Origin of the sequence: Plebeiibacterium marinum (genome assembly GCF_026013615.1) — a bacterium.
Taxonomy (GTDB): domain Bacteria; phylum Bacteroidota; class Bacteroidia; order Bacteroidales; family Marinilabiliaceae; genus Saccharicrinis; species Saccharicrinis marinus_A.
The window spans coordinates 1-16528 of the sequence record NZ_JAPDPI010000072.1 but is presented as its reverse complement, the minus strand read 5'-3'; the positions used below and the strand labels follow the sequence as shown (position 1 = coordinate 16528).

Annotated in this window: 13 protein-coding genes and 1 pseudogene; 2 read left to right on the top strand and 12 right to left on the bottom strand. The window is 38.2% G+C overall.

Going from position 1 to position 16528, the window contains the following annotated elements:
• Positions 1-276: hypothetical protein (locus tag OM074_RS20190; RefSeq protein WP_301202464.1), on the top strand; the 276-nt coding region annotated here is incomplete at its 5' end.
• Position 277: 1 nt separating this feature from the next.
• Here OM074_RS20190 and OM074_RS20185 read toward each other — a convergent pair.
• Both OM074_RS20185 and OM074_RS20180 read right to left on the bottom strand, forming a co-directional pair.
• Positions 278-478: a hypothetical protein gene (locus tag OM074_RS20185; RefSeq protein WP_301202462.1), complete on the bottom strand. Its 201-nt coding sequence runs from the start codon at positions 476-478 to the stop codon at positions 278-280.
• A gap of 4 nt (positions 479-482) precedes the next feature.
• Positions 483-2543 carry a gluzincin family metallopeptidase gene (locus OM074_RS20180; RefSeq protein WP_301202461.1) on the bottom strand — a complete coding sequence of 687 codons (2061 nt, stop codon included), beginning with the start codon at positions 2541-2543 and terminating at the stop codon, positions 483-485.
• Positions 2544-2725: 182 nt separating this feature from the next.
• Here OM074_RS20180 and dinB point away from each other — a divergent pair, with 182 nt between their 5' ends.
• Complete coding sequence (gene dinB, locus OM074_RS20175; protein WP_301202460.1) at positions 2726-3808, top strand: DNA polymerase IV; 1083 nt, start codon at positions 2726-2728, stop codon at positions 3806-3808.
• Here the strand turns inward: dinB and OM074_RS20170 are convergent.
• From OM074_RS20170 to OM074_RS20125, 10 genes and pseudogenes are all read right to left on the bottom strand, one after another.
• Positions 3805-4086: a hypothetical protein gene (locus OM074_RS20170; protein WP_301202459.1), complete on the bottom strand. Its 282-nt coding sequence runs from the start codon at positions 4084-4086 to the stop codon at positions 3805-3807. The two genes, dinB and OM074_RS20170, sit on opposite strands and share 4 nt — an antisense overlap.
• 155 nt (positions 4087-4241) lie before the next feature.
• Positions 4242-5018, bottom strand: coding sequence for a LytR/AlgR family response regulator transcription factor (locus tag OM074_RS20165; protein WP_301202458.1), 777 nt, complete (start codon positions 5016-5018; stop codon positions 4242-4244).
• A 16-nt stretch (positions 5019-5034) separates the two neighbouring features.
• Positions 5035-5832, bottom strand: coding sequence for a sensor histidine kinase (locus tag OM074_RS20160; protein WP_301202456.1), 798 nt, complete (start codon positions 5830-5832; stop codon positions 5035-5037).
• A gap of 442 nt (positions 5833-6274) precedes the next feature.
• Positions 6275-7618 (bottom strand): TolC family protein, encoded by a 1344-nt coding sequence (locus OM074_RS20155; protein WP_301202455.1) that lies wholly within the window; start codon positions 7616-7618, stop codon positions 6275-6277.
• 9 nt (positions 7619-7627) lie between these two features.
• The gene (locus OM074_RS20150; RefSeq protein WP_301202453.1) at positions 7628-10681 is read right to left on the bottom strand and encodes an efflux RND transporter permease subunit; all 3054 of its coding nucleotides are present in this window, start codon (positions 10679-10681) and stop codon (positions 7628-7630) included.
• Positions 10678-11748 (bottom strand): efflux RND transporter periplasmic adaptor subunit, encoded by a 1071-nt coding sequence (locus OM074_RS20145; protein WP_301202452.1) that lies wholly within the window; start codon positions 11746-11748, stop codon positions 10678-10680. Before OM074_RS20145 ends, OM074_RS20150 begins: the two co-directional genes overlap by 4 nt.
• Before the next feature lie 221 nt (positions 11749-11969).
• Positions 11970-12557, bottom strand: coding sequence for a methyl-accepting chemotaxis protein (locus OM074_RS21650; RefSeq protein WP_435873447.1), 588 nt, complete (start codon positions 12555-12557; stop codon positions 11970-11972).
• A gap of 523 nt (positions 12558-13080) precedes the next feature.
• Positions 13081-13485, bottom strand: a complete 405-nt coding sequence (locus tag OM074_RS20135) for a response regulator (RefSeq protein ID WP_301202450.1) — start codon at positions 13483-13485, stop codon at positions 13081-13083.
• 9 nt (positions 13486-13494) lie between these two features.
• Positions 13495-15156: pseudogene (locus tag OM074_RS20130) on the bottom strand (methyl-accepting chemotaxis protein); the annotation flags it as partial.
• A gap of 294 nt (positions 15157-15450) precedes the next feature.
• A complete protein-coding gene (locus tag OM074_RS20125) occupies positions 15451-16182 on the bottom strand; it encodes a TorF family putative porin (protein ID WP_301202447.1) in 732 nt (243 codons plus the stop codon).
• Positions 16183-16528: the final 346 nt, after the last annotated feature.

Below are 16528 nucleotides of genomic sequence, written 5' to 3'. Positions count from 1 at the left end.
GGGCATCGCCCCTTGAAAATACCAAGCTGTAAATATCAGGCTGTAAGTCTGAAACAAATAATTAATGCCAGGGAAACCTTGTCGCAGATTGCAGGAGACTTTCCCCGGTTAGGGAAACCTTGCTGCAGGTTGCAGGGGACTTTCCCTGGTTGGGGAAACCTTGCTGCAGATTGCAGGAGACTTTCCCCGGTTGGGGAAACCTTGCTGCAAGTTGCAGGAGACTTTCCCCAGTTGGGGAAACTTTGCTGCAAGTTGCAGCAATGCCTATATCAGTGACTTAGGTTAAAAACCATAGCCCAAATGTAAACCTATGCCAATGTTGTTTTTCATCATGTGCTCCCAGTGAAACAACAGGGCCGATATGAAAATTTCCAAGAGGGAAACTATAGGCACATTCCAGGTGTATAGCAGGATGCAATTCTGAAGGGTGTTCATCTTCAAAGGTTATGCCGGGAGAAACAGATAAATCAAAATTCATCAAGTTACAAATTTTCACTAACCTTCTTAACAGCTTTATGCGTCATGTCTACCAACGGATCAATAGAAATATCTTTGCCAACTCCTTCTTGCATCCAGGCACCAGGCGTAATGCACCCTATGCGGTATAAACGCTGAACTTCAGCTGCAAAATCAGAATTGTCAAGATGCTGTTCTACCTGAAACTGGATAAGCTGTCCAAAGGCGTAATTGGATAAATATAATGGATTGCTGATCATATGGGAGTAAACAGCCAAAATTGGTTCATCTTTCATACCGAAAACCGGAGCGTAGAAATCATTCCATATTTCTTTGGCAATTTTTTCTACTGCATCTTTTAATTCGCCGGCAGTAGCGTTTGTATTGGCATAAAGCCACTTCCACATACGTTGGTCGAGCAATGATACGCCCATGATTTCATAAGTAGACCAAAATGAATCCAGTGTTTTTAAATATTGTTGTTGCGAATCTTTATTTTTTATGCCCAACAGTTCCAGGTCGCGCGACTGAAAAATAAATGCCAGGGCTTCGGTGAAAGCAGTGTTGGGAACACCGTTCAGTAAGTAATGATCCACATCGTACAGCGATATGGTTTGTTCTACATTATGGCCAAATTCATGGATGGCAATATTGTAGCCTTTGTAGTTCATGCCTGTTTCAGGTATCCGGGTTCGCAGGTGAGCTGTTTCACCTTTCATGCCGGCTCCCCAGGCATGACCGGAACCCCTGGCCGGATCAACATCAATCTTTTCTGCCAGATAATGGGCCTTTTTCTCTGAGAAACCTAATTTAACAAGCATGTTGGGCAGGTCTGCATCAAAGGCTTTGGCATTTGGGTAGCGCTTTTGTGTTATGGTGTTTAGGGCATCTTCATCAATTGAACTTCTTGACTTGAAACCGTCGTACCATATATCCCAGGGTTTTAAATCACGTCCCAGACGTTGCTTTATGAGTTCTGCAACATTTTTCAATTCTTTTGATGATAAGAACTTTACAAAAAGTTTTTCAGCGTCTTTTTGGGTAATTTCCATTTGTCCCTCAAAAGCCCTTCGGATAGCAGTATTTAAGGTGGCGTACTGATCCATCTCTCTTGAAACATGGAAATTATTTAGTATTTGCTGGTAGCGCTGGTTGTTTTCAGGTGTAGCTTCAATCCCTTTACCATCTTTGTAAACCACATTGGTATAAGGATCCCATTTAAACTCATCGTTGTTGATTACCTTTTGGGGTATTGACTGGTCTATAATCCTTTTCATTACTTGGTAAATCATAGCCTGCGATGCCAATCCTTTTTCTCCCTTGCTGTATTGCGATTTAATTTCATCCCTTAGGTTCCAGTGTGATAGCAATACCATATCCTTAGGAAAGAATGATGTTTGGGTAGCATCGGTGAGGTTGCCCATATAAATATTATAGTCCGAAATGTAAATATCAGAAGCTGATTCTATTTCAGAAACTTTTTGCAGGATATGGGATGGGATGCGAGAAGCAAACCTGTCGCCTAAACGTGCATACGCCCAGTCAAGTCTACTCCAATCCTGTGCCATTTCGTCCTTTTCCTCTAGCGAATAATAAGGAAAGTTTAGGGCGATGGTAAATGCCAGTTTGTTTCTGTATAAGTCTGCATTTAAATGTGCATTAGGGTTATAAGCACCAAAGGCCTTGTCCACTTCCAATATTTCACCCATGGGTTGGTGCAGGGGCTTTTGCAGGTCGAGACTTATTTTGTTAAAATGGCCATACAACACTTCCAGGTTACGGCTTATTTTTTCGAACACAAGGCTTTTTTGCTGGCTGTTGCCAATAAACTGCTTTTCGCAAAAGTTTTTAAATTCAGCTTCAGAACCATCTGTATTTCTCCATAAAGAGGCAGCGTGTTCCACGCCTTTAGTGATTAATTCAGCTTCAGAATCCGGGAAAATCTTTTCAATGCTGTTAATTGTATTTTTAATGGTTTCTTTTGTGATGTTTGCAGTTTCCATATGGAGTTCTTTGTTTTGGTCAGGTTGCTTGCTGCACGCAGCAAAAAGCAAACAGGCAATCATTATCCCAATTGACGTTCTCATGTGTTGTTCCTTTATAATATTTTTCAATACCATAAAATTAATAGAATAATATGGTTGTTTAAAGGACTTTTGACAGGATTTGGTTATTGGATGTATGAGCCATGAAAAGTGAGTGGTACGATAGGAAGGGGAGAGAAGGGAAATAGTTTGTCGGATAAAAACTGTATTTTTGGAAGAAGAAAATGGCAGAAGCAGTTGTTAGAAAAATAATTCACATTGATATGGATGCTTTCTTTGCATCCGTTGAGCAGAGGGATTTTCCAGAGCTCAGGGGGAAGCCTGTTGTAGTAGGTTCATCGTCGCAACGGGGAGTAATTGCTGCAGCAAGTTACGAAGCCCGGAAGTATGGAGTGCGTTCGGCCATGGCGTCTCAGGTTGCCCTGAAAAAATGTCCGCACCTTATATTTCAGCCACACCGTTTTGAAGTTTATAAATCGGTTTCTTCGCAAGTGATGAATATCCTTTATGATTATAGTGATTTGGTTGAACCATTGAGCATTGATGAGGCTTTTGTGGATGTTACCCGAAATAAAAAGAAACTTAATTCGGCAACACTGATTGCGCAGGAGATCAGGCAAAGGATATGGGACCAAACCCAACTGACTGCATCGGCAGGGATTAGCGTAAACAAGTTTTTGGCAAAAATTGCATCCGACCAGGATAAACCCAATGGATTGTTTGTTATAAAACCGGATGGTGTACTGCCGTTTATTGAAAACCTGGCAGTAAAGGATTTTTACGGGGTAGGAAAGAAAACGGCTGAAAGAATGAACCAGCTTGGGATTTACTTTGGCCGGGATTTGCAGGAGTGGAGTTTAAATGGATTGGTAAAACATTTTGGAAAGGCCGGACATTTCTTTTATTCTATTTGCCGTGGTATTGATAACCGTGAAGTTGTGCCAAACCGAATCAGGAAATCCATTGGTATAGAAAATACTTTTTTGAAGGATAAAAGTACAGGGGCTGAGTTAAAGCATGAACTGGATATATTGATAGATGGCTTGTGGAAACGGATGGAAAAGGCTAAAAGAAACGGCCGAACGTTGACTCTGAAGGTTAAGTTTAATGATTTCAGGCAGAGTACCCACAGTAAAACAGTATTGTATAATATTGATAAAAAAGAAATGCTTGCCCAATTGGCAAGCACGCTTTTAAGTGATGCAGTTATAGATAAGCCTTTGCGGTTAATGGGACTTTCCGTTTCAAACCTTGATACGGGAGAAGAATCCCCGAAACCCTATCAGCTTACCATCAAATTTGATTAGTTTAAAGCCTGAATCTTGTTTAACAATTCAACTGCTTTTTCCATTAACCCTTTTCTTAAAGCCTGAAAATAGTCTTTGGTTACTTTTTTATTATGTCTGCCGTTGGGGTGGTTAGCTCTCGAAACATATTCATTCCTCATTTCAATAGCCTCAGCCATAATAGGCTGTAAATCCTCTTCTTTAACAGTTTCCATCAAAGCTAACTTCATGTAGCCTTGCGAAAGGATTTCTGTTGCCAGATAATTTATATCCTTTTTAAGGTCTCTTCGACTTGCCATAGTTTTTAATTTTTAAATAGTTATTCGCAATATACGAAGATATATTTGTCTTTAATGCCATAGCAATAAAATTAGTTTATATCACAACTCCAATCCCCCACGTTCCACTTTCAACTTTCCACTTTTTACTTTCAACTTTTCACTTTCAACTAACCCTAACTATCAAGCCAGTTTTTAAATACAGATGCTTTTGCCCGGCTTATAACATATTTTTGATCGAATTGAGGAAGGAGTTTAACAATTAGCTTTCCTCCAAAATAGTTTTCAAGGGAGTGGATTGCATTTAAGCTCACTATGGCCTGACGGTTTGCCCTAATAAACAAGGAGGGATCAAGTTCCTCTTCCAGTTTGTCGAGGGTAAAGTTGATGATATATTCTTTTTTATCGAAAGTTACGGCATAAGTAAGTTTCGATTCAAAATATATGTAGGCAATATCCTGAACCGGGATGGAGAAATACGCATCACGCTTTGATACCAAAAACCGCTTGCGGTAAGTTCCCTCTCCATTTTGAAGACCTGCTAAAAGATTTTTGTAATCAATGCTTGCGTTTGCTTCACCTTCAATTAGAGTAAGTACATTTTCATACTTTTCAATGGCAGCTTCCAGTAGTTCTTTTTTTACCGGTTTTAATATATAATCAATGCTGTTAAGTTTAAAGGCATTAACGGCATATTCATCGTAGGCGGTTGTAAATATTACTGCGCTGTCAATTTTTACTTGTTCAAAAATAGAGAAGCTAATTCCGTCGGCAAGCTGGATGTCGAGGAAAATAATGTTAGGATGCTCGTTTTCATTAAGCCAGATAACTGTTTCTTCAACTGTTTCAAACATGCCCTCGTTACTCCAATCGGGGCGTAGTTCAGAAACCATGCTGGCAAGCATTTGTGCACTGTGAATTTCGTCTTCAACTATTATATATTTATAGGCCATATCACCGGAGTTTATATTAATCAATTAAAGGGATTTCTACCCTGTAGGTAGATTCATCCTCTATTACTCTGAGTTCTTCGTCGGTTAAAATCTTCAACCTCTTGCTAAGGTTTGAAAGACCGGTTTTGGTTGAGTAGGTTGATTGCTTTAGTTGTTTGTTGTTGGCTACATACAATTTGCCTTCGTTAATCCCAATTCGTATTATTAAAGGTTTTGTTTTAGAGGTGATGTTGTGTTTTATGGCATTTTCAACCAGGATCTGCAAACTCAGATGCGGCACTTTTTTCCTGGTATAAGGTTCCTTAACATCAATGTCCACTTTTAGTCCGTGCCCAATCCGTGCCATGTGGAGGGTGGTATATGAATTCAGGAAATTCAATTCATCCTCAACGGTTACGGCCACTTGCCCTTCCTTGGTTAAAACGTATCGGTAAACATCGGTAAAATTCTCTGCAAAATCAACAGCCTTGTCTTTGTCTGTATGGATTATGGCAATTAAAGTACTCAGGTTGTTAAATAAAAAATGTGGATTTAACTGGTCTTGCAGAGCTTTATAATCGCTAAGTATTTTTTCTTGTTTCAGCTTTTCGTTCTCAATTAAAAAATAGTTGAGCGTTTTTTGATAATTGCCGGCTATTACCAATACCACATAAATAATCATGTACAAAAAGCCAACCATCCGCACCAGGTTATCCTCTATCTTATCAAAAATAATCACATCATAAAAAACCCTTTCTATGTAGGGCAGAAATTTGCTTGCAAACAAAAAGAATAAAAGAGCGATTAAAAACAATGAAAAAATTCTTTTTTTCACAGCTTCGTGCCATGGAAATTTCCGGGCAATTAATTTGTCAAAAAATAAAATCCCTTCTGAAAACACAAGGAAAACAAAAATGGAAAAGAGGAAGCTCTGATAATGAAAAGTCTTAAGGTGGAGGATAAGTTTATAGCAAGTGAAGTAAAATGCGGTACTCATGATAAGGGCAAAATACAAGCGTTTGCGAAAAAGCTGGAATTTTTCTTTGTGCAATTTTCGCCAGTGCGTGCACTTCTCATCGTATCTGTTACTCTTTAACATCTTTATGCAAAATTAGATTCTTTTCCTGAACAGGTGTAAAAATAAGATTTATTGAGCGATAGTTGTTGCTATGCTTGTATGATAGATGTTGGTGTTATAAAAAATCCCGTCTCCGAATGAAAAGTTAAAAATGTTGAAGAAAAAACAGCTCGGAGCCGGGATAAACACAATTTACTACTTACAATAAACCTAAAGCTTTTTGATATCTGGTTTTTAATACTTCAAATTCGGTTAGTGCCTCAATTTCCTGGGCAACGGCATCCTGCCATGCAGCCTGGGCATTCAATAAATCGGTGGTGGTATTTAAGCCCACTTCAAAACTGGCTTCAGTTTCTTCCAGACTTTCCTGTGCCTCAGCCTTATTTTTTTTCGACAGTAATATATATTCATATCCTTCCTGTAGCTGGATAATTACCTGTTGCACTTCAAGCTGTACCAGTTCCTGAGTGTTGCTCAGGTTTAAGTTAGCTTGTTCTATCCTGGCCTGGGCAGCCGATTTTTTATGTTTCTTCTCAAACCAGTGAAATACAGGAATAGATAACTGGCCACCTACGGTAATAGTAGCATCATCGTACAAATCATTACTTACCTTATATTTGTCGTACGATACCTGGGCACCAAGCTGAGGAAGGTATTCTGCGTTTACCATCTTTTTTTGATAGCCATAAACATTTGCCTGTCCTTCAAGCATTTTTAATTCCTGACGTTGCGATAGTGCCTGTGATGTACTATTGGTAATGTCAGGCAGCGTTGGGTTTTCTTCTGCAGTATCGGTGATGCTGATCTCGGTATTTAGTGGCAAGCCGATAACCTGGCATAAATTCATTTGCATCAGGCGAAAGCCGTTACGGGCACGTAATAAGTTTAATTCAGCATCATTTTTCTGAACAGTAACCCTTAGCTTTTCGCTTTTAGGAGTTAAGCCAAGTTCATACATATCATTCATTTGCTGTTCCAGGCTATCAAGCATATGCACATAGGCTTCAGCCAGCTTTACAGTTTCGCCCATTGCTGCCAGGTTCCAATATGCCTGGTCGGTATTTAATATTACCTCAGCTTTCTCAAGCTGAAATGCCTGTTCTCTTATTTCAACGCCTGTTTGGGCCATTTTGTTAGCCAGGCGCACCTGACCCCCTGCGTATATGGCTTGTTGAGCCGATATAGATCCCTGTAACATGGAAAGTTTGTCGGTATTCACCGTCAGTCCGGGAAAGTAGGCGTCACTTTCTGCTGTTCCTTCTGCATCTGTAGGCAACCGAAAGCCCGGGATAACTATATCTTCCATAGTAGGCATATACGAAGCGGTTGCACTTGCATCAATGTTTGGTAAATAGTTGGTGAAAGCTTCCTTTTTTTCAGCAACAGCTTCCTTTTTTTGTTGCGCTGCAATTTTGAGAGATTTGTTAAACTCTAAAGCCAAATCCCGTGATTCCTGAATACTGAGCGATTTTTGTGCCCATGCATTCATGGGCAACAAAATCGCTACAAGAACCAATATAATTGAATAAATATATTTCTTCATTGTACTTAATTAATCATGTAGAACTTTAGTGTTAACCTTGTAAAGGATGGCATACATTACCGGAACAACCAATAAGGTAACAATAGAGCCTACCAATAATCCAAACATAATTGCTACAGCCATTCCTTTAAACATCACATCAACCAGCAATGGAATCATTCCTAAAATTGTTGTTAAAGATGCCATCATTACCGGACGCATCCTGGATATGGCAGAATTTATAATTGCATTTACCTGATCAACTCCCCGGCTTATTTCATCATTAATTTCATCCAGCAATACGATGGCATTTTTAATCATCATACCTATCAATCCCAATGAACCTATAATTCCGATAAAACCAAAAGTGGCCTGCATCACATGATGACCAATGGCGACACCCATTAATGCCATTGGAACCACTCCCATGATAATTATGGGTTGTTTCAGGTTGTTAAACAATAAAATGATAATAAGTACCATAAGTCCTAAAGCCAGAGGCAGTAGTGCAAACAGGTGCTCGTTGGCTTCCTGGCTGTCTTTATGGTCGCCCAGCCATTGCATTTTATACCCATGAGGTAATTCAATTGCTTCAATTTCCTGATGTAAAGCATTCCATAATTCCGGAGCTGTATATTGGCTCTTGGGATTACACTGAGCTTTTATGGCCCTGATTCCATCATACCGGCGTATGGTCTGGTTTTCCCAGCTTACTTTTACCGAATCAATTACCTGGCCTAATGGTACGCTCGACATTGTATTGCTCCATACAGGAACCGATTCAATATTCTCAACGCTTTGTCCGATGGGCTCTTCCATTTTTAGCATTACCGGAAGAACGTCAACGCCCCGGTATATCGCCCCAACCGGTAAGCCATTTGATGCAATGGCAAGGGAGTTGGCAACATCGCTTCTCGAAATTCCCAATAAGCGTGCCTGTTCAACTGAATATTCAGGGGTTAAAACTTTAGCCTGGTTTTTCCAGTTGTCGGTAGTAACCTCAGTCATTGGATTGGCACGCATTATGGCCTTGGCTTCTTCGGCCAGCTTCCTTAATACGGCAGGATCCGGCCCGGAGAATTTAGCCTCTACCAAATACTCGCTGAACATGGGGCTATAGGTTCTGGCCCTTGCTGTAGCCTGAGGAAATTCCTTTTTCAAAAACTCCACTATCTCGGATGAGGTTTTTTGTGCAGTAGGGAAATCTACAGCACTAATAATCAATTCGCCATAATTGCTGTTGATTGTGGTCATAGGCCTTAGCAAGGTATAACGTGCCGGTGTCTGGCCTAATGAAGTTGTAACGTTTTTAACACCATCCCACTTGCTAATTGCTTTTTGGGCTTCTTCCAGGTCTTTTTCTACCTGGTAAATATCACTTCCCTGAGGTAGCCAATACTCTATAACGTATTGAGGATAGTCCAAAGCAGGGAAAAACTCCTGGCGGACAAACTTAAAGGACCAGATAGAAACTAACAACACGATTAGTGTAACAATTGAGAAAACGGTTTTATGCCACAGCATTTGTTTTAATACCCTGCGGAACCAACGGTACAAGCCATTGTTAAACAGTTCTTCATCGCCTTTGCTTTGTGCAATTTTGCCGCGGTAAAACCAGTTAGCCATAAAAGGGGTTTGAACCATGGCAAAAATCCAGCTTAGGAACAGAGAAATGGCCAATACATAAAATAATGACTTTAAAAATTCACCAGCACCACCAGGCGAAAACCCTAACGGCATAAAGGCTAAAATTGCAACAATGGTTGCCCCTAACAATGGCATGGCTGTTTTTTGGGCTGTATTGATAAATGCTTTTTTCCTTTCTACCCCTTTTTTCAGGTCAATTAGTATACCATCCGCAACAACAATCGAGTTGTCAACCAGCATACCCATTGCTACAATAATGGCAGCTAACGATACGCGTTGCAGTTCAATGCCAACTGCCAGCATAACAATAAAGGTGGCCAAAATTGTAAAAACCAATCCACTTGAAATCAACAAACCGGATCGTAGCCCCATGGCAAAAAGCAGTACTACAATTACAATCAGAACAGATTCGATCAGGTTAACCATAAAACCACGGATCGCCAGCTGAACCCTTTCCGGTTGATAAAATATTTTATTGATCTCGATGCCTACCGGTAAATTTTGCTGAAGTTCATTGATTTTGGCATCAAATACTTCTCCGACTTTGATCACGTTTACTTTGCTCTCCATTGAGATAGCTAAAGACATGGCTTTTTTGCCGTTGTATTTAAAGTCGTTTCTTTTGGGTGAATAAAAGCTGTGTTCTACATTGGCTATTTCACCCAGTAAGAATGAACCTCCTTTAGGTACTTGTACCAATAAGTTTTTGATATCATCAATATCCTTAAATTTAGCACCTAAGCTTAATCGGATCCGTTCAGTGCCAACCACTACATTGCCTGGGTTTACAATGCTTGCCTGGTCGTTAATAGCCTGAACAATCAGCATGGGGTTGATACCCAGTTGTGCAAATTTCTCGTTTGAGAAACGGATGTCTATCGTTTCGGTCTGTTGTCCGAAGATCTCAATTCTCTTGATCTTGTCAACCAATAAAAGCTCACGTTTGATGTACTCTACGTATTCATTTAATTCCTGGTAAGAATAGCCATCGGCACTAACCGAAATAAAAATTCCGTATACATCACCAAAGTCATCAACTACAACAGGCTCGCTGGCGCCTTCCGGTAAATCTCCTTTTATGTCATTGATTTTCCTGCGTAGGTGGTCATATATCTGCGGCATTTGCGGAGTTCGTACGTTATCTGAAACGTTGACTGTGATTTCAGACATGCCACCAATAGACCTGGATTCAATAAAGTCAATGTTTTCAAGTTTTTGAACGGCTTTTTCCAATACATCTGTTACCTCCAGTTCAACTTCATCGGCAGATGCACCTGGATATGGAGTGATAATAACTGCTGATTTGATGGGGATTTCAGCATCCTCTAGTTTTCCTAAGCCATCGAACGCTATTATGCCGCCAAAAAATACTGCAAACAACAGGGCGGTAATAAAAGCTTTTTGGTTCAATACCTTTTCCAATATTCCTTTGCTCATAGTAAACCTCCGATGTTTGTTTCCGATTTTTTAGGCAATACTTTTACTTCCTGGTTTTCAATCAGTGTATGCACTCCGGCAGTTACTACTTGCTGGCCTGCTTTGATGTTTGATTTAATTTCGATTAAACCATTGCCTTGTACTTTCAATACAGAAACTTCTTGTTTTTTAACTGTAGCGTTTGATGTTATGAGCCAAATGTATTTTTTTCCTGCTTCTGCAAATACAGATTCAACCGGAACCAACATGCTTTCTTTGCAGGAACTATCCTGTAACACTTTTACTTTGGCTACCATTCCGGGTTTGATGTGTTCCAGGTTCTCTGTTTCTAACAATATTTTAGCTTCAAACATATGATCGTCCCCTGTTTTTTTGCTTAGCGATTTAACCTTTGCAGGAACATCAAACTGGTTGGCATTGCGGATGTCGCAGGTTATTTGCGCAATGTCGTTCATTTCGTTAATATGTCCTTCGGGTATACTAACCACTATTTCCAGGTCGCTAAAATCAAGTAATTCAACAATAGGTTGCCCGGCACCCACGGTCTCAAAATTTTCGATCATCTTTTTATCCACATATCCTGAAAAAGGAGCTTTCAGATCTGTGTCGGCCAATGCGTTAATGGCTGCATCGTATTGACTTTTAGCCATCAGGTATCCGGCCTTTAATTGATCCAGTGTGTTTTTTGGGAGTTTTTTTCTCTCATATAATTTTTGGTAGCGTTCATATTCCGCTTTGGTTTGTGTGTAGCGGGCTTCTGTGGCCTGTACCTGTATGTTGTAATCTCTTTTATCAATTCTGGCAAGAACTTGTCCCTGCTGTACATAGTCTCCGGCGTCTACCAGCAATTCCTGCACAGGGCCACCTACCTTGAACGATAAGGTTACCTGTCTGCGCTCTTTGACAATTCCGTTGTAAATTAATTTGTTGTTATTGTCGGCAGGAAGAATTTCTGTTGATTTTACATATCGTGCCTTTTCCTTGTCTTGGGATTCATTACTACCGCAAGAGGTAAATATTCCCGCGGCCAGCATTAATGCCAGCATCAAAAAGTTTGCTCGTCTCATTTTCTTATTGGTTATTATCTTCTTCAACATTGTATTTTAACAGGTACAAAAGTATAGTGATACAACCTGGTATTTTTCTTAAAGAAAATGAAACGACAAAATTCAGGATTGAAATAAAAATATAGTGCTAAGTAATGCAAATTGAAGAATTTGTATTTGCAAACATGGCAAAATAGCCCTGTGTGTGCTTATTTATAAAGAATATTTTAAGGGTACCTTGATCATAGCTTGAAAAACGAAACCAACTCTTTTAAGTTTTCAGCTTGTGTTGTCATTTCCTCTGAGCTGGATGTCATTTCTTCGGCAGCAGCTGCATTTTGTTGAGTTAATGAGTTTAATTGTTGAATGGCATTGTTTATCTGGTTTACACCATTATTTTGTTCCATACTGGCAGTAGCTATTTCTTGCACTAAATCAGAGGTCTTGTTTATATTAGGTTTTATTTCATTGAGCAATAAATTAGCTTGTTCTGTTTGTGACTTGGTAGAATCTGTCATAACTATTATTTCATCAGCGGCTTTCTTACTGTTTTCTGCTAATTTCCTAACTTCGGCAGCCACAACTGCAAAGCCTTTACCAGCGTCCCCTGCGCGAGCTGCTTCTACGGCAGCGTTTAGTGCTAAAATATTTGTTTGGGTGGCAATATCATTTATTACCCCAATTTTATCTGAGATATTATTTACTGCAGAGTAACTCCGGTCTGAAACCTTTGCAACATTATCAATGTCTTTTGAAGAACCTGAAGCAATAGAAGAAGTTTCATTTGCATTATGGTTGTTGTTGGCCACGTTACTGGCTATTTCTTCCATAGTTGAAGAAATCTCTTCTAAAGAAGATGCTTGCTCAGATGCGGCTTGAGATAATTCCTCTGCCGTACTGTTCAGTTGATGACTTGCAGTAACTAAATTTGCTGCGCCACTATTAATTTCTGCAATAACAAGATTAAGTATGTTGCATAGTTTTATAATTGAGTTGGTTAAAATACCAAGTTCATTTTTAGACTTAGATTCACTAATTTCAATATTTAAATCCCCATCTGATAATAATTGTAATTTGTTAATGGCTTGCTCTAGGGGTTTTTTTAATAAGTGGTTTATGTAAATAAATACTATAGTTCCTACAATTACATTAATTGGAGTAATAATATATTGCATATAAGATGCTCCATAAAACTCTAAAGATTTTGTAAAAGAAACTAAGATTGTAAAGGAGACTGTTATCATACTAAACTGAAACATAATTGACTTTTTAAAAATCAGCCTTAGTATTATGATTGCTACAGGTATAGTAGCAGCACTTTTGATTAAATCTATTATTAAACCGTTCATTATATTAAATTTTTATATCCTTTGGGTATGATCGTTTATTACTTAAAACTTCAAAAATGACATTTATTAAATCTTCAGTCATAGATCCTTTGTTTACAAAACCATTAAAACCAGAACCAATGATGTCTTTTAGATACAGTTTGTGTTGATACATAGTTAAGGCAAGTAACTTGATGTTGGGATACATGTAATTAATGTGCTTAGCTGTCTCAATACCACCAAGCACCGGCATCTCGATATCCATTATTATCAAATCTGCATTTACTAAATTATCTGAGTCAATGACTTCTTTCCCGTTGCAAAAAACATCAATTACATTAAAGTTTTTATAAGGTTCCAATAATACTTTAACGCCTTCAATGGCCATGGGGCTGTCGTCAACAATTATTACCTTAATACTTCTTTCCATGGTATTAGATTATTCCTCATTATTAATTTTAAAGAATTCTATTAGCTCCTTTAGGTTTTCCGCTTGTGAGGATAATTCTTCGGCACTGGATGCCAACTCTTCAGAGGCAGATGAGTTTTCCTGTGATATAGTGTTGAGTTCCTGAATGGCTATGTTTACCTGGCTGGTAGCAGAACTTTGTTCGATGCTGGAAGATGCTATTTCCTGAACTAAGGAGGTTGTTTTTTCTATTTCCGGTATCATGAGTTGCATTTTTTCTCCCATGCTTTCTGCCATTCCCAGTGTGTTTTGTGCATGTAATACGATTTCATCAGCTGCTTTTCTACTGTTTTCAGCCAATTTTCTCACTTCTGTTGCCACTACGGCAAAGCCTTTTCCTGCATCTCCTGCTCTGGCAGCTTCAACAGCTGCATTTAATGCCAATATATTAGTTTGAAAAGCAATATCGTTAATCACTTGAATTTTTTCGGTTATCACTCTGGTAGCATCTACAGTCTTATTTGTTTCACCTGCAACCTCTACAATTTTTGACTGAGCTTGGATGGAGATGCTTTCTGTTTGTTTTGAGTTTTCTGTATTTTGATCAATGTTAGCAGAAATCTCTTCGGTAGTTGATGAAACCTCTTCAACAGAAGCTGCCTGCCTGGTTGCTCCCTCGGAAAGTTGTTCAGCTGTTCCGCTAAATTGTTGACTTGCTGCACTGATATAATTGGCTCCTTTCATAATGCTTTGAACAACCTCTTGAAGCTTAATAATCATATCATTCATGGAGTTTTCCAAAGAACCTATTTCATCATTCCTACCAGATAATCGAATGGATGTTTTAATGTTTCCTTTTGCAATATCTTCCATTTTGTGAACAATTTTAAAGATTGGGTTGGTAATGTTTTTTGATATGATATATACAACTACAAATAGGATTAATAAACTAATGACACCAATAAATAGAATAATCAAAGATTCTTTTTTTGTTTCCGCCATTACTTTTTCAATAGGGATTTCAACCATCACAGACCATGGTGTATTTGAATTTCCAATTTGTATGGGAGTAAAAATTCTGATTACTTTTTTATCGGAGTATTCAGAAGTTGTTTCATAAGAATATCCTTTCCCTTCAGTAATGCATTTTCCTAATTCAGTTGAATATCCGCTAAATAGCGTATCGATTGACAGTTCGAGGTAGCTTTTATCCGGATGAGCGCAAACGATATGGTTGTTGGTGATTATTGAGGAGAAGCCTGTTTCAAAAACTTTTGTCTTTGAGTTTAGTGCTAATATCATATCCATACCAATATCAGTTCCCACAACCCCCAATACTTCATTGTTCTTAAGTACGGGTGTTACTACTGAAGTCATAAATTTCTCATCTTTCTTATTTCCCGTGAAACTATAAAAATATGGATCTAATACAGCCTGTAGTTTGCTGTCAGCCGCTACTCTGTAATAATCTTCTTCATATTCGCTTACTATATCGCTACTTAAATACGCAGGAATCATTGCCTCGGCGTTATAGTTTTGTGGTAATAGCAAGTCTCCATCTCTAAAATATGATGCTCCAAAAAAGCCATATTCCTGATTAAACTTTTTTGCATATTCCTTATCTTTCCCATCAAAGACATTTTTCTCGAACATGGTCCAGCAAGCATAGCCATCCATATTGTTGTTCAGTACATTCTTCAACATTAAGGCAGCTAGCTCCCTGGATGGGTGATTGTCAATCAGAGTAAGCATTGATTGTGCCAAAGTAGAGGTCGACTGCATTGATTCTCCTAAATAATTTTTTACTTCAAAAGCTACTTCTTTGCCCAATACCTCGGCTAACTCATAAGCATCATTTTTTGATTTTTTTGAAGTGTTGATTAATATAATAAGAAGTGTAATTCCGAATACAACAGAAAAAGTTGATAGTATGTATAAATTAATTTTTGTGTTTAAGCCTAACTTCATTTTATTAATTTTTAATGATTAAAAAGATAAACCAAATACTAAGTATGCATTTTCTGAATTCGGATTTATAATAAAAGATCCGTAAAAAGGCAATGAGACGTGATCAGAAAGTTGAACCTTTCTGGATACAGATAATCCAATGTTTGTAACGCTAAATCCTTCAGCATATAAACTTTCAAATGGGGTTAAGCCTAAAAAAGATGATACTTCGTTATCTCCTATATTCAAAGCATGATTTAATTCAAAGTATGTAGAAAAGTATTTGTTTCCATCGCCATCTAGATCATTTCCATAAAGGATTGTAGCAGATGAAAAAGATAAGGAGGAATTAAAAATATTATCAATACTTACCATTGCTTCCAGTGCATGAGGAGTTGTGTTTTTATTCCAGTTAAAGTAATTGTTATTAAATGATATGGAATCAACTGGTACAAAATAGTTGTTTATAGTTAACGTAATGGAATTAAAAGAATAACTAAGGTATAGATCTACTTCCTGATATGGTTCTGAAGAGAAAGTATACGAGCCCCAAGAGCCTAAACAAAAGTTTCCAATATTAAATTCAATATTTGGTTGTATAGCAGGAGAAGTGCTTAAATTCATTCCCCTCCAGATGTAGCGGGAAACGATATCAGCTCTGGCGTCAATGGACATATTAGATTTCTGGGCTTTTATATTTTGAAAACAGGAAGCTAAGATGAGTCCTAAGTACAATAATCGTGATCTGGAAATTTTTTTTGCGTTATTCATGCTGTAGTTGTATAGGCTAATAAAAATGCGTCTCTTCATTGACTTATCTTTATCCGAAATTCATTTAATATGTATAGTGTTTTATTAATGGGTTTAATATTTTTTTGTGCCATTATATACATAACAAATGTACCTTATGAAGGCAGGTGTGGAACCAAGGATTCTACCAGTTTTGTTATTGGGAAAACACCATTTTTATCATAGGGAAAACCCTATAAGCAAGTAAGAGATGAGATTGAAGTTTATTAGGGAGTAAGCATTCGGTAAACCCCGTCTTGATGCGACAAAAATAAGTGTTGCTTTCAAATTACTTCCAAAACATTCGGAGTAATTTGAAAGTTCTTAG

Coding starts and splice junctions, on each gene's coding strand:
- dinB (WP_301202460.1), top strand. CDS start 2,726: ATGGCAGAAGCAGTTGTTAGAAAAATAATTCACATTGATATGGATGCT.
- OM074_RS20135 (WP_301202450.1), bottom strand. CDS start 13,485: ATGGAAAGAAGTATTAAGGTAATAATTGTTGACGACAGCCCCATGGCC.
- OM074_RS20170 (WP_301202459.1), bottom strand. CDS start 4,086: ATGGCAAGTCGAAGAGACCTTAAAAAGGATATAAATTATCTGGCAACA.
- OM074_RS21650 (WP_435873447.1), bottom strand. CDS start 12,557: ATGGAAGAAATAGCCAGTAACGTGGCCAACAACAACCATAATGCAAAT.
- OM074_RS20145 (WP_301202452.1), bottom strand. CDS start 11,748: ATGAGACGAGCAAACTTTTTGATGCTGGCATTAATGCTGGCCGCGGGA.
- OM074_RS20155 (WP_301202455.1), bottom strand. CDS start 7,618: ATGAAGAAATATATTTATTCAATTATATTGGTTCTTGTAGCGATTTTG.
- OM074_RS20125 (WP_301202447.1), bottom strand. CDS start 16,182: ATGAATAACGCAAAAAAAATTTCCAGATCACGATTATTGTACTTAGGA.
- OM074_RS20165 (WP_301202458.1), bottom strand. CDS start 5,018: ATGGCCTATAAATATATAATAGTTGAAGACGAAATTCACAGTGCACAA.
- OM074_RS20185 (WP_301202462.1), bottom strand. CDS start 478: ATGAATTTTGATTTATCTGTTTCTCCCGGCATAACCTTTGAAGATGAA.
- OM074_RS20150 (WP_301202453.1), bottom strand. CDS start 10,681: ATGAGCAAAGGAATATTGGAAAAGGTATTGAACCAAAAAGCTTTTATT.
- OM074_RS20180 (WP_301202461.1), bottom strand. CDS start 2,543: ATGAGAACGTCAATTGGGATAATGATTGCCTGTTTGCTTTTTGCTGCG.